12 protein-coding genes are annotated in these 13,836 nt (G+C 52.2%); 5 read left to right on the top strand and 7 right to left on the bottom strand.

Annotated elements, in window-relative coordinates:
• The first annotated feature begins 13 nt into the window (after nucleotides 1–13).
• Both IMY23_RS18250 and IMY23_RS18255 read left to right on the top strand, forming a co-directional pair.
• On the top strand, nucleotides 14–2,449 hold the full coding sequence (locus IMY23_RS18250; RefSeq protein ID WP_192823452.1) for a TonB-dependent receptor: 2,436 nt from the start codon (nucleotides 14–16) through the stop codon (nucleotides 2,447–2,449).
• A gap of 465 nt (nucleotides 2,450–2,914) precedes the next feature.
• Complete coding sequence (locus IMY23_RS18255; protein WP_192823453.1) at nucleotides 2,915–4,093, top strand: acyl-CoA dehydrogenase family protein; 1,179 nt, start codon at nucleotides 2,915–2,917, stop codon at nucleotides 4,091–4,093.
• 130 nt (nucleotides 4,094–4,223) lie between these two features.
• On the opposite strand, the gene IMY23_RS18260 is transcribed toward IMY23_RS18255, so the two are convergent.
• The 6 genes from IMY23_RS18260 to IMY23_RS18285 form a co-directional block, all read right to left on the bottom strand.
• The gene (locus tag IMY23_RS18260) at nucleotides 4,224–4,553 is read right to left on the bottom strand and encodes a hypothetical protein (protein ID WP_192823454.1); all 330 of its coding nucleotides are present in this window, start codon (nucleotides 4,551–4,553) and stop codon (nucleotides 4,224–4,226) included.
• A gap of 103 nt (nucleotides 4,554–4,656) precedes the next feature.
• Nucleotides 4,657–5,301 (bottom strand): YceI family protein, encoded by a 645-nt coding sequence (locus tag IMY23_RS18265; RefSeq protein ID WP_192823455.1) that lies wholly within the window; start codon nucleotides 5,299–5,301, stop codon nucleotides 4,657–4,659.
• A gap of 229 nt (nucleotides 5,302–5,530) precedes the next feature.
• Nucleotides 5,531–6,265, bottom strand: coding sequence for a cupin domain-containing protein (locus IMY23_RS18270; protein WP_192823456.1), 735 nt, complete (start codon nucleotides 6,263–6,265; stop codon nucleotides 5,531–5,533).
• Nucleotides 6,266–6,343: 78 nt separating this feature from the next.
• On the bottom strand, nucleotides 6,344–6,955 hold the full coding sequence (locus IMY23_RS18275) for a YceI family protein (RefSeq protein ID WP_192823457.1): 612 nt from the start codon (nucleotides 6,953–6,955) through the stop codon (nucleotides 6,344–6,346).
• Between the two features lie 75 nt (nucleotides 6,956–7,030).
• Nucleotides 7,031–8,362: a hypothetical protein gene (locus tag IMY23_RS18280; RefSeq protein WP_192823458.1), complete on the bottom strand. Its 1,332-nt coding sequence runs from the start codon at nucleotides 8,360–8,362 to the stop codon at nucleotides 7,031–7,033.
• Nucleotides 8,363–8,410: 48 nt separating this feature from the next.
• Nucleotides 8,411–9,019, bottom strand: a complete 609-nt coding sequence (locus tag IMY23_RS18285; protein WP_192823459.1) for a YceI family protein — start codon at nucleotides 9,017–9,019, stop codon at nucleotides 8,411–8,413.
• Between the two features lie 171 nt (nucleotides 9,020–9,190).
• On the opposite strand from IMY23_RS18285, the gene IMY23_RS18290 reads away from it, so the two are divergent.
• From IMY23_RS18290 to IMY23_RS18300, 3 genes are all read left to right on the top strand, one after another.
• Entirely contained in the window at nucleotides 9,191–10,393 is a 1,203-nt protein-coding gene (locus IMY23_RS18290; protein WP_192823460.1) for a PAS domain-containing sensor histidine kinase, read from the top strand.
• A complete protein-coding gene (locus IMY23_RS18295; RefSeq protein WP_192823461.1) occupies nucleotides 10,390–11,448 on the top strand; it encodes a response regulator in 1,059 nt (352 codons plus the stop codon). The genes IMY23_RS18290 and IMY23_RS18295 overlap by 4 nt, the downstream gene beginning before the upstream one ends.
• 82 nt (nucleotides 11,449–11,530) lie before the next feature.
• Complete coding sequence (locus IMY23_RS18300) at nucleotides 11,531–11,917, top strand: lactate dehydrogenase (protein ID WP_192823462.1); 387 nt, start codon at nucleotides 11,531–11,533, stop codon at nucleotides 11,915–11,917.
• A gap of 398 nt (nucleotides 11,918–12,315) precedes the next feature.
• On the opposite strand, the gene IMY23_RS18305 is transcribed toward IMY23_RS18300, so the two are convergent.
• Nucleotides 12,316–13,833: a SusD/RagB family nutrient-binding outer membrane lipoprotein gene (locus tag IMY23_RS18305; protein ID WP_192823463.1), complete on the bottom strand. Its 1,518-nt coding sequence runs from the start codon at nucleotides 13,831–13,833 to the stop codon at nucleotides 12,316–12,318.
• Nucleotides 13,834–13,836 lie beyond the last annotated feature (3 nt).

Here is a 13,836-nt window from a genome sequence, read left to right on the forward strand (position 1 = left end):
ATTTTTTACCCAAATGAAAAAGTCTTTAGCCCTGCTCCTGGGCTGCCTGCTGCCTTGGTTTGCCATGGCACAATTCACTTTGTCTGGACGTGTAATTGACGCTTCTTCCCAGCAACCGCTTATTGGTGCCACCGTTTACCTAGAAAAAGCTGGTTTCGGCGTTTCAACTGGTTCAGATGGCAGATACAGTTTCCCAAACCTCCCCAACGGCGAATATACAGTAGCCGTTAGTTACCTGGGTTACGCCCCTTACAGATACTTCCTTGGTCTAGAGTATAACCGCACTCTTAATTTCAGCCTGACCCGCATCAGCGTGGCCACCAAAGAAGTATTGGTAACCGCCACCCGCGCGAACGAGAAAACCGGTACCACCTACTCCAACGTGAGCAAGCAGGAACTGGAAAGCCGCAATTTTGGCCAGGATTTGCCGTATCTGCTGGAGCATACGCCCTCTGTGGTGACCAATTCAGATGCCGGGGCGGGCGTGGGCTACACGGGTCTGCGCATACGGGGTTCAGACATCACACGTATCAATGTGACGGTGAACGGTATTCCGGTGAATGACGCGGAGAGCCACGGCGTTTTCTTCGTGAACATGCCAGATTTCGCCAGCTCGGTGCAAGATGTGCAGATTCAGCGCGGCGTGGGCACGTCCAGCAACGGGCCGGGCGCGTTTGGGGCCAGTATGAACCTGCAGACCCAGGATGCCAGCCCAGAAGCCTATGCCCGCACAGACAACGCCTATGGGTCTTACAATACCTGGAAAAACAATGTGCAGTTTGGCACCGGTTTGTTGGGTGGGAAGTTTGCCGTAGATGGCCGCTTATCCAAAATTTCGTCTGACGGGTACATTGAACGCGCCAAATCTGACCTGCAATCTTTTTATGTGTCGGGTGGCTATTACGGCAAGAAAGACCTGCTCAAACTGGTGGTGTTCGGTGGCCAGGAAGTCACTTACCAGGCCTGGAACGGGGTTTCTGAGGAAATGCTGAAAACCAACCGCCGCTACAACTCCTCGGGCACCGACTACGAGAGCACTGACCAACCCTATGCCAACGAGGTAGACGATTACCAGCAATACCATTACCAACTGCACTACGGCCATGAATTCAGCCCCGTCTGGTCGTTGAACGCCGCCTTGCACTACACCCGTGGGTATGGTTTCTACGAGCAGTTCAGGGTGAACGAGCGTGTGGGCAATTACGCCATTCCGCCCATCACGGTAGGCAGTACTACTATTTCGCGCACAGATTTGGTTCGGCAGAAATGGTTGGACAATGATTTCTACGGAACCACGTTTGCGCTGCAGTACCAGGGCGCGGGCAAATTGTCGGGCGTGGTAGGCGGTGGTTGGAACCGGTACCAGGGCGCGCATTTCGGCGAGGTGATTTGGGCGCAGTACGCGTCCACCATTGGCCCCAACCACCGCTATTATGACGGCGATGCCCAGAAAACCGACTTCAACTTATACGCCAAAGCCACCCTGCAGGCCACTGAGAAACTGAGCTTGTTCGGTGATGTGCAACTACGCACCGTGGACTATAAGATTGACGGCACCGATGATGACCGCCGCGACGTGACCACCCGCGCCAACTATGACTTCTTCAACCCGAAGGCCGGCGTGACGTTTGCCTTCTCGCCAGCCCATAACCTGTACGCCTCTGTGGCCGTGGGCCACCGCGAACCCACACGCTCAGATTTCACAGACCGCCCCCTGAACGACCGTGCCAAGGCCGAACGCCTGGTAGATTATGAAGCCGGTTACCGCGTGAACCAACCCGTGGGCCAACTGGGCAGCAACGCGCTGTTGTTAACCGCAGACCTCACCTATTTTTACATGAACTACAAGGACCAACTGGTGCTTACCGGCGCCTTGAACAATGTAGGAACCGCACTGCGCACCAACATCCCGGAAAGCTACCGCACCGGCGTGGAACTGTCGGCTGGTTTAGGGTTAGGCGATTTCGCGCGGCTGAGCACCAATCTTGCCTTCAGCCGAAACCGCATCAAGCAATTCACCGAGGTGCTCACCATTGATTATGACCCGGCCACTACCATTACCAACACTTATGACGAAACCACCATTGCCTATTCACCCAGTGTAGTGACTTCTACCCAACTGGAAGTACAGCCGGTAACAGGCCTTCGGTTCGCGTTCCAGTTCAAGACCGTGGGGGAGCAGTTCCTGGACAACACCGCCAATGACAGCCGAAGATTGAAGCCGTACCAGGTAGGCGATATGCGTCTGTCGTACCGCTTTAAACCGCTGGACTGGATGAAAGAGGTTGAGCTGGGCCTGCAGTTAAACAACGTCTTTAACCAAGAATACGAAGCCAACGGCTACACCTACTCAGAACTGTATTCCGGTGATACCACCCGCTATGATTATAACTATTACTTCCCGCAGGCACCGCGTAATTTTATGACCCAGATAAGCCTGCGTTTTTAGGCTCATTTCCAGAAACGGAGCCAAAAACGGAAGTTTATGACCAGACCCCACAGGTTTTCAAAACCTGTGGGGTCTTCCCGTTTTAGGGCTCATTTCTCAAAACGAAGCCAAAAACGGAGAGCATTTTCTATAGAATTTATTTAGCACGCAGTTCGTCCCCCTTTGAAGGGGGTAGGGGGATGACTACGCGTGCTGATATTGACATTCCCGAGAATCATTCATACAAGTTTCATTTCTTTAACATATGCTTTTTTGTCCGTCTTTGTCATCCCCCAACCCCCTTCAAAGGGGGACGGAATGCGTAGTAAGTTTTTCCGTTTTCGGGCTCATTTTTGGAAACGAGGCCGAAAACGGAAAGCAAACCACAATTCATGAAGGTTTTCAGCGGAATCTGTTGCCGTACCCTTGGTTTCTTCTTATGTTTGGCGGCAGAGATCATTCCCCTGGCATTAACCGTCCAAAACTATGGCTATAGAGACTTCCGGCTTCACCGATTATTATAATATTGATGATTTGCTCACCGACGAGCACAAACTCATTAGGCAGACCATGCGGGACTTCGTGAAACGCGAAATCTCGCCTAACATTGAGAAGTGGGCCCAGGACGCGCATTTCCCCAAGGAGATTGTGCCCAAGTTTGGCGAAGTGGGCGCGTTTGGCCCTACCATCCCCACAGAATACGGCGGCGGCGGTCTGGACTACATCAGCTACGGCCTCATCATGCAGGAAATTGAGCGCGGCGACAGCGGCATGCGGTCCACGGCCTCGGTACAGGGGTCTTTGGTGATGTACCCAATCTACGCGTACGGGTCTGAGGAGCAGCGCAAGAAATACCTACCCAAACTGGCTTCCGGCGAATGGCTGGGCTGTTTTGGATTGACGGAGCCGGACCACGGCTCCAACCCCGGCGGCATGACCACCAATATCAAAGACATGGGCGACCATTACCTCTTGAACGGTGCCAAGCTCTGGATCTCCAATTCACCGGAAAGCCAGGTGGCCGTGGTGTGGGCGAAAAACGAGGAAGGCAGAATCAAAGGCCTTATTGTGGAACGCGGCATGGAAGGTTTTACCGCCCCCGAGATTCACAACAAATGGAGCCTGCGCGCTTCGGTGACCGGTGAGTTGGTCTTTGACAACGTGAAAGTGCCCAAAGAAAATCTTCTCCCGAATGTGGACGGCTTGAAAGGTCCGTTGGGTTGTCTGGACTCGGCGCGCTACGGCATTGCCTGGGGCGCGTTGGGAGCCGCCATTGATTGTTATGAAAGCGCCTTGAACTACGCCAAGCAACGCATCCAGTTCGGGAAACCCATTGCCGGTTTCCAGCTCATCCAGAAGAAACTCGCCGAGATGATCACCGAAATCACCAAGGCGCAACTCATGGTTTGGCGTTTAGGCATGCTCAAGAACGAAGGCAAGGCCACCACCCAGCAGATTTCCATGGCCAAGCGCAACAGCGTAGACATGGCACTGCACATCGCGCGCGAGGCGCGGCAGATTCACGGCGGCATGGGCATCACCGGCGAATACCCCATCATGCGCCACATGATGAACCTGGAAAGCGTGATTACTTATGAAGGCACCCATGACATTCACCTGTTAATCACCGGGGCAGATATTACCGGCATTCAGGCGTTTAAATAGTTTTTAGATGTTCGTTATTAGTTGTTAGAACACTAATGAAAGCAAAAAAGGCAGTCTCTTTTACAGAGGCTGCCTTTTTGCGTTTTAGGGCTCATTTCTGGAAACGAAGCCAAAAACGGCACCAGTTCATTTAATTTGGGCTCAAGTTCAAAATGATTTCAAGACCGGCGTGAGCCGGACCGCAGATGTCCATCAGGTTTTCTTTGCGGTTGGCGTCCATGGAATTAAGGCCGTTGGTGTAATCTTCGGCCTCTACCAAAGCGCGCTGTATGTATTGGAGCGCCTGTTTGGTGGCCAGTTGCACGTGCGGCGAACTTTCAGTGAACTGCAGATGCTGAATCAGTTCCAGTACTTTCTCGCATTGTGCTTTGATTTCTTGCACGGCAATTGGGTTGTTATGGGCGTCACATTCCAGGTTGTCCATTAATTCTTTTAACGAAGCGAAAGTGTCAGTGTTCATTTTTTGCGGGTTGCAGGGTAGGTAAGGGCTTTAAAAAAAGCGAGTGAGGTTTTGTTGGTACGTATTGCAATAGTTGTGCCGCAAACCAGGCAGCGGCAACTTATTACTGGCCAACTATCTGCTGCGGCGCAGCGGGAGAGAAAGTCAGCGCTATTTCCACGGTAATGTCATTGCCGGCCTGCATTACGCCACCCATAAAACTGGGCGGTTGCATCAGGAAATGGGTGAACGTCAGGTTTTTGGTGCCGGTAAGCGTGAGGCTGCGGTCTGGGTGTACTTCGGCTAGCAACTCCAAAGAGACAGTTTGCGTGATGCCGTTGATACTGAGGCTACCGGTGCCTTTAATCTGGTGTTTGTTGTTTTTACCTTCTCTCACTTCTGCCTTGTGGAGCGTGAAGAGAATGTACGGGTGTTTTTTGGCGTTCAGGGCTTTGTGGGCTTTTCGGTTCATGGCTTTCACGGGGCCTTTGAGACTGGCCGCTTTAAGCGAGAAACTGAAGCCCGCGACACCGCTCAGTTGGTGGTTGGGCGTGAACAGAAACTCGCCCTGACTCACGGCTTCCCCTGAAGTCATGCTCCAGTCCTGCAGGTCTGAGGTGCCCACCACTTTGAGGGTTCCCGGGTTGCCAGGGCTCAGACGGTACGTGGTTTGCGCCGCCAAGCCTCCAGTAAGCAGCAGCATAAAAAGCACCACCAACATACTCCAGACAGGGGCGACGGCACTACAGAAGAAACGATTGGCTTTCATGGCGGTTAGATTTAGACTAGACAAAAGTACCTCTTCCGTTGGCGGGAGCACTTAAGGGCCATTACCTTATAACCTGATCTTCGTCAAACTTGCGGGCAGCGCCTGTCTAATTCATGAATGCCTCAAACTAATAATCCCGTTTTCGGGCTCATTTCTGAAAATGAGCCCGAAAACGGGACTGCCGGTTTTTTTATAGAACCCACAGAATAATCTTCGGTAAAGGTACTGGTTATTTTTTGAAAAGCGTGAGCAGAAAAAAGGCTTCGTTTTGCGCTACTACCCGGTGCGGAACGCCCGTGTGCAGCACCAGCATCTGGCCCGCAGCCAGGTCAATGGCCTGGGGCAGCGCCTCAAAATAAATGGTGCCTTGCAAGACTTGTACACTTATGGGGCCGGGCGCGGTGTGCGTGTCCATCTGGGCCCCGGCGTGCAACCCAATCAAGACCACGCGCACGTCATCAGATTTGTAGAGGGTGAGCGCGTTTCGGTCTTTGGTGGCCCAGGCTTTTTCTTCTTTTACCTGCGTGATGAAATGGGCCAAATCAAGAATGGGCAAGGGCGCGTCTAAAACCCGTGCACCTGCGGGCCGCTGCGGCGTTGCTTCTACCGAGGATGTGGTTTTATCTGAAGCAGCAGCGGAGCCTTCAACTTGTTCAGCAGCCCGGGGGTGCAGGGCCTGGAGCATGGCGTCACTGATGGGGTCACTGTAAATGCCGTAGCCGTTGACCAGGGTGCCTTTGAGCCCGTGTTTCTCTGAGGAAATGGCGTACACCACCGCCTCGTCGCCGGGGTCAGAAATTCCTTCAAACCGGTAGTGGCGGTCCACCACAAATTCCTCTGGGTGCAACTCTATCCGGCTGCCCTGGCAAACCAGGCAGAAATCAGTGAGGTTAAAGTCTGTGGTGTAGCCTCTGTCTTTTAATTGCTGCAATACTTCTGAAACGGTGGTGAGGGTGTTTTCCATGGGAGGTTGGATTTTATGTGAAAATTGCGTTTTCGGCCTCGTTTCCAGAATTGAGCCCGAAAACAGGAATTCAATGGCTTAGCCTACGGCTTTGAGTTGCAGGCTGAACGAGATGGTGAGTTTCTGGCGCGTCTGCACCATGCGGTTGAACTTGGTGGGTGGTGTGAGGTTGAAATCCGCGAAGGTGATGTCACGGGTGCCGTCTACATGCACAAGACCCTGCGCATCCACTGAAATCTGGTAATTGACTTCTACCCGTTTGCGCGTGCCGGCCAACTCAATGTCTACCCAACCGGTGATGGCTTCGGGTTTCTGGCGGAGGGTGGGCATTTTGCTCAGATTCAGAAACGTGATGCACAGGTCTGGGTATTGGTCAGATTTTAGGGTTTTGCGAAGGTCGCGGGTCATGACGGGGTTGCGGCAGTCAAAATTCTCCAGGCTCAGGTTCAGGCTACCCGTGAGGGCTACCGCATTCTTGGTTTCGGTGATCTCCAGCGTGTCAAAACGTTTGTATGAAGAAATGCCGCAGGTAAACTTGTTTACGTTGGTGCTCCCCAGTACCTGCAGGCTGCTGTTTCCGCTCACGGCCCATTTAGCCGAGCGCTTGGTTTTGCTTACCGGCGCCCAGGCCAGCACTGCCGCCAGAAACACGAAAAGCAAAGGGCTGTAAAGAAAAGTGGAGAACCGCATCTTGAGGGGGAAGTAAAAGTTAAAAAACTGGGCAGAAGCTACCTCCTGCTCAGTCCTGGAAAAGCTATCTGTCAATTAAAAGCCAACCGCCGCCTGAATCACGTAGCCGTTGAACTTGCCACCGTTGCGGTAATCTGCCGTAGGGAAGTCTTTGTATTCCTGGGTCACGTATTCGCCTTTGAGCAGAATGTTGCGGGTCATGAACCAGCCTGCGCCAACCGCCAGACGGTTTACTTTCACATCATTCTCAAACACAATGGCAGCAGTGGTGGGCGTGGCGGCCACGTTGGGCAAGGTAGCGGTTACGGTGTTGTAACGGGCACCCACAAAGAGGTTCTCGTCCTTTCCAAAACGATACACCGCGTCAAGGGCATACTGGTTCACGTCGCGTTCCTGGGTTTCGTTTTTAGTACGGCCGCTGGCGGTCTCTATGGTCCCGAATAACTCTAAACCACTGGCCTTGATAAAGCCGTTCAACTGGAACGCTTCTACTTTTTTGGTGAAAGCCGGGTTCAGTCGGCCAGAAGTGAAGTTGGCGGAATAGGTGCTGCCGGTTCTTTCCATGGCCATGAAATAATTGGAGCCCGTGCGGTCCCCGGCGTACAAGGTCTGCCCGCCGGAACTGTTGTTGGTGTAATAAGAAGCTGACAGACGGGCCCGCAGATTGGGCGAGACTTGTTTGTCAATGCCCGCTTTCAGGTAAAGGGCCGGTGATTTTCTGATGTTGTCATCTACCGGGGTAGGGGCCAGTTCATCAATGTTGCCTTTGATCATGCCGTTAGACACGCCCACCAAGCCAAACAAACCGTTTTTGCGCACCAACACTTCGCCACCAATCTCTGTGGTAAACGCGTCCAGGATATAGTTCTCACCGAAGGGGTTGTAAAACGTATGCCCGCCGTCTGAGCGTCTGAAATGCTGGTCTCCGTAGTTGATTTCCATGTGGCCTACCTTAATGGTGGTAATGGCCATGATGTTCTCCCAGATCTGCCCCTTAAATGGGAGCTTGTCAAACTGAATGTAACCGCCTTTTACCCAGGTTTCGTTATGGCGACGGCTAGACAAATAACTGGTCAGGTTCAGCCTGATGCCGTCTGCCAGTTGCACATCCATGAACAGATTGGCATTGGCGGTATTAAAACCCGGCGTAATCTTGTACAGGTTATCTGCGGCATTTTTGTGCTTCAAGCCCTGGAAAGATTGGGTAAAGCCTGCGCCCAGTTTCAGCCGGATGCCGTCAAATGCTACGCTGTCATTCTTGGGGTCTTCAAACACGTTGATGCCGCTTTTGTCATAAGGCCGCAGGTTAGACACCGGACCAAAAACCTGGGCTTGTGCTGTGGTGGCCACCAAAGAAGCGCCAATCAAAAGAAGCGAGGCCAGGGCGGAGGTGAGTTGAGTTTTCATGATAGGTGAATTGAAAAAAGTAAGTGCTTAGGAAAGAGATAGCGTAGGTTATTTTCTGTAAGTCTGTGCGAAGCTGATGGTCAATTCATTGCCTACTTTCATGGTGCCGGCCATGTAGCTGGGGGCGTCAATCTTGTAGTCTGAGAGTTTTATTTTCTCAGTGCCGGTGCAGGTAATGGAGTTGTCTGGGTTCACCACTACGTTCACGTTCATAGAGATCACCTGGCGCGTGCCGGCAATGGTCAAATCACCCAGAACTTTCACCAGGTATTTGTTTTTAGAGACGGTGGTAATGTCTGTGGAGCGCAGGTTATAGACAATCTTGGGGTGGTCAGTGGCTTTCATCACTTTGTAGGCCCGGTTGTCTAAGGAACTGTGCTTGCTTTTCAGGCTCTTGGCATCTATAGACAAGTTGAAATTGGCGATGTCTGTGAGCACGTTTTGGGCATTGAATTTAAAGTCGCCTTTGCTTTGCATGGCGGCGGTGGTCATTTCCCAATCGTGCACATTGGAGGTACCTGCCACTTTCAGAAATATTTGCGCTTTGGGCAACAGGTTGTAGGTGCCTTGGGCTGCCGTCTGCCCCGGAAAGGCGAAGATGGCCAACAACAAGAGCGCTACTGCAAAAATGAGGATGTTGGGAGACGTTTGCTTCATGGTCATGACCTTGGGGTTTTAGTTGCAACAAAGGTAGAGCAGCCCCAACCCGCAATACCTGACACCGGTTAGCCGCAAGCATGATGCTCGTCATGTTTACAAAGGACCGTTGGTTTGTTTAAAAGAAGTTTAATTAGGCATTGGTGGTAGATTTCTTGTTATTAGGCAGTTATGTCTTCCACTGGTTCAGATAATACCGCATTAGTACAAGCCATCATTCAAAATGCCATTGACGGCATCATCACCATAGATGAGCGCGGGCTCATAGAAAGCATTAATCCGGCGGCCTGTCACTTGTTTGGGTATGCAGCCGACGAAGTGATTGGCCGGAACATCTCCATCTTAATGCCCTCGCCAGACAAAGACCGCCATGACCAGTATCTGGCGCGTTACCAGCAGACCCGGGTGCCGCACATGATTGGCATTGGCCGTGAGGTGCAGGGACTGAACAAAAGCGGGGCCGTTTTCCCGTTTAGGTTGGCTTTGAGTGAGGTGCAGTTGGCGGGCAGGGTTATTTACACGGGCTTTATTCATGACCTCACCCGCGAGAAAGAAGCCGAAGAGAACCTCAGAAAATACTCTGAAGACCTGGAAGCCCAGGTAAAGGAACGCACCGAATCTTTGCAGCGCTCCCTCCGGGACTTGCAAGACGCCAAAGACACGGTGAGCCATTCCCTGGAAAAAGAAAAAGACCTAAGCCAACTCAAAAGCCGGTTTGTGTCCATGGCGTCGCATGAATTCAGAACACCTTTGAGCTCAGTGCAGCTGTCGGCGTCTTTGATTGAGCGTTATGCCGTGCCGGAGAATGCCAACATTACCAAGCACGTCAACAAAATCAAGAGCGCGGTGGGCAACCTCACCAACATTCTCAATGACTTTCTGCTGCATGAACGCCTGGACGCCGGCAAGGTGGAGGCTAACTTTTGCATGTTTGACGTGGTGAAGGTCAGCGAGGAGATTACTGAGGAAATGCAGCTGGTCTCCAAAGAAGGGCAGAACATCATTTACCAGCACACCGGTTTCAAAAGCGAATTCAAGTTAGACCAGAACCTGCTCAAGAACTGCATCATCAACCTCATTTCCAACGCCATTAAATACTCCGGCGAGAACACGTTCATTGAGTTCAACACCGAGATTACCGACGGCGTGCTCACCGTGGCCATCAAAGATTACGGCATTGGCATACCACAGAAAGACCATGCCCAGCTGTTTGAACCATTTTTCAGGGCGCACAACACGGGCACCATTCCGGGCACCGGGCTGGGGTTGCACATTGTGCGGCGGTACGTCATGCTCATGAACGGGTCCATTGCCTTTGAGAGCCAACTCAACCAGGGCACTTCCTTTACCTTCACTTTTCCGGTACAACCATGAAAACGCGCATCCTCATTATAGAAGACAACCTGGACATACGCGAAAGCTCCGCCGAGATTCTGGAACTGAGCGGCTATGACGTGATGCAGGCCCCCGACGGGAAAGTAGGCGTAGACCTGGCCCTGCAGCACCTGCCCGACCTCATTCTCTGCGACATCATGATGCCTGAGATGGATGGGTTTGGCGTTTTATACCTTCTCCGGAAAAACCAGGCCACCGCCACCATTCCGTTTATTTTCCTTACGGCCAAAGCCGAGCGGGTAGACATTAGAAAAGGCATGGAAATGGGCGCCGATGATTACCTGACCAAACCCTTTGATGACATGGAATTGCTGGTGGCCGTGGAAAGCCGCCTCACCAAAAAACAGCAGCTGCAAGACTTCTACAGCCAACCCCTGGAAAACCTGGGGAATCTGGCCGCCAGCACCGGTGGCCTGGACCAATTGCAGCAAACCATTGCGGGCTTGAAAGTACGCCAGGTAAAAAAAGACCAGTTTCTGTTTCAGGAAGAAGACACGGCCAAAGGCATTTACCTGGTGGTGAGTGGTCGCTTTAAAACCAGCAAAACCGCCGATGACGGACGTGAACTGATTACCGGTCTGTTCAGCAAAGACGAATACCTGGGCATTGAGGCCGCGCTGCTTTCTGAACCTTACACAGACAACGCCGTGGCCATGGAAAACAGCGCCGTGTGCCTCTTGACCAAAGAAACCGTAGAGGCGTTTTTGGCGCGGTTTACAGACATCGGGCAGAAATTCATCCAGATTCTCTCGCAGAACATACGCGAAAAAGAAGCGCGGCTTCTGCACATGGCTTACCACTCCGTAAGAAAACGCATGGCAGATGTCTTGTTAACCTTGGTGAAGCAGCAGCCGGCAGAAAACGCCCAGGAATGCCTGCAAGTATCCCGCGAAGACATGGCCTCCATGGCGGGCATGGCCACTGAGACCGTGAGCCGAATTCTCTCTGATTTCACGCAGGAGAAACTGATTCTCAAGAAAGGCCGACTGATTCAGATTCTGGACCTGGCCCGGCTCACCAACATGAAGAACTGACCAACATCAAGTTAAGACTTGGCCAAGGGCAAGAACGGCGGGGCCTAAAAGCGGTAGGTTTGTTTCCCGTAACAGCAAGCCCATGAAAGTAGTCGCCTACCATGTTTACCCCCATGAAAAAGCCATTTTAGCGTTGGCCAATAACAAAAAGCACGACATCACCTTAATTGCCAATGCCCTGAGCCAGGAAACGGCTTTTTACGCCTTCGGGAAGGAGGCCGTTATTGTTTTTACTGAGCAGGATGTTTCTGCAGCGGTGTTGGCCATTCTAGTGGAGGCGAACATAAAATACCTGATCATCTACTCAGAAAAACCCTGCTGCGCCGATTTGCCAAGCCACGCCACAAAATCCATTGTCTGGGTGAACGTTCTCCTGGAAACCGGGCCGGCCGGCACCTTTTCTCTGCAGGCCTCGCAACAAGCCGCCAAACAAGTCATTATGTTCCTGGACGCGTGGCAACTGGAGTGAAAGTTTGTGTTGATTTCTAGTTTTTCCTGCTGCCAAGTACATTTTTACTTCTGCAGGTGAGTAACCACCAAATAAAAACTCCCCGTCAACTCTTGGTTTACCAGGAATTGACGGGGAGTTTCCGTTTTTGGGCTCTAAACCGCAAATGAGCGCTAAACTGGTTTTACAACTGCCGCGCCCTTGCTGCGTGTTTTCACCAGCAAGCGGAATTACCCTTGCAATTAGCATTTAGCTTCAGGTGACTCCAAGTAGAATAAGTAATGTTATCTGCTTCCACAATTCTCCAAAAACGTAAACTCCCATTCTATCCCTATGCATTAAGACGAAATGGGAGTCTCCGTTTTCGGGCTCTAAACCTCAAATGAGCCCTAAACCAGGTTTGCAGCCAATGTCAAGGGCTATTGGTCCCACCACACGCGGGCAGTCAAGATGTCGTCATTGCCTTGTTTGGAGGCTTCGGCGTCATTGGTTTGGCGTTCGGTTTCGGGGTACATAAGGCGCAGCGGGCGTGCAGTAGGCGAGGGCGCCAGCAATGAATTAGGCAGGTTGGGGAAACCCAGGCGGCGGTAATCGTTCCAGGCTTCAATGCTGGAGATGCTGTTCAGGGCCAGCCACTTCTGCTCAATAATGCGCTCTATTTTGTCTGTGGCCTGATCAAAATTTACTGAGTTCTGGTTGTTGTAAGCGGCAAATTCACCCGCCGGTACTTCCATGTATTTAAACGATTCCTGAATAGCCAGTTCATAGAAGGTCTTGGCCGAACCCGTAATCCAGCCGCGCTGGGCGGCCTCGGCCTGCAGGAAAAGGCTCTCAAACGAACCCATCAGCACTGATGCCTGGGTAGCCGACTTGAACACTGCGGCCGGTTTGGTGCCATTCTCAGCAGGCCCTTTGAACACCGACGTGTTGGCGCGGTTATACGCCGTGTTCTGGTTGCTGGGGTTCCCGAAGAGCACACCTTTGTAGTTGCCGTTTACCTGCGTGTACAAATTGCCCAGGCGCGGGTCGTTGCGCTGTTGGTATTGGGCAATGGCAAATTCCGTAGGCCGAAGGTTCAGGTGGTTGGTGGTATTTACGCCTTGCACGTTGCGGTAATAGGTTTCCCAGAGCGGGTTCAACTTGCCCGCGGTGTTCAGGTAACCCGGCTGCACCAGGGCATTTTCCCCGGTACCCAGAAAACCGCTTCCCTCGGTGGCTATTTTTTGCAACTCAGCAATGATGAATGCCTGGTTGTTGGCTTCGCTCTGGCGCAGTAAAGCCCGCAATTTAATGGTGTTGGCGAATTTTACCCACTTGGTCTTATCGCCGCCAAACACCAGGTCATCTTTGCCCGCCACAGAAACCGGGGTGGCTCTCTTGATATCGGCGATGCCGTCTGTGATTAAGTTGATGGATTTGGCATAGACCGTTTTGCCGTCTTCATAGCGCGGCGTGGGGTGCTTGGTACCTTGCAGGGCATCATCAAAGGGAATGTTGTTGTACACGTCTACCAGCCGCAGAAAATGCCAGCCTTGCATAATTTTGGCCACGCCTGCATAGTAGTAAGCTTGTTCCGCTAGCGCCTCTTCCTTGATTAATTGGTAGTAGAGCAGGTTCACGTAGCCATTCTCCCAAATAGGAAGACCATCGCGCTGGTGCCGTAAGGCCGGACCGTTGTACGCCTTTTCTTTGGTGAACAGACTGATGCCTTCGTTGGCCGTTCCCCAGTAACCGCCCCACAGCGCGCCTAACTGGTTTAATTGCACCGTTTCCTGGTTCACGGAACTGACCAACGCGGCCGGTAATTTGGCGCTCAAGGGCAAGTTCTCAGAAATGGGTTGGTTGGGGTTGTTGTTCACGTCTAAAAAATCCTCGCAAGAGGTGGTGGCCAGAGAAAATGCAAGGCCCAGCACTAGGGTATATATCTTATTTTTCATGGA

The sequence above is a fragment of the Rufibacter sp. LB8 genome (assembly GCF_014876185.1).
Lineage (GTDB): Bacteria > Bacteroidota > Bacteroidia > Cytophagales > Hymenobacteraceae > Nibribacter.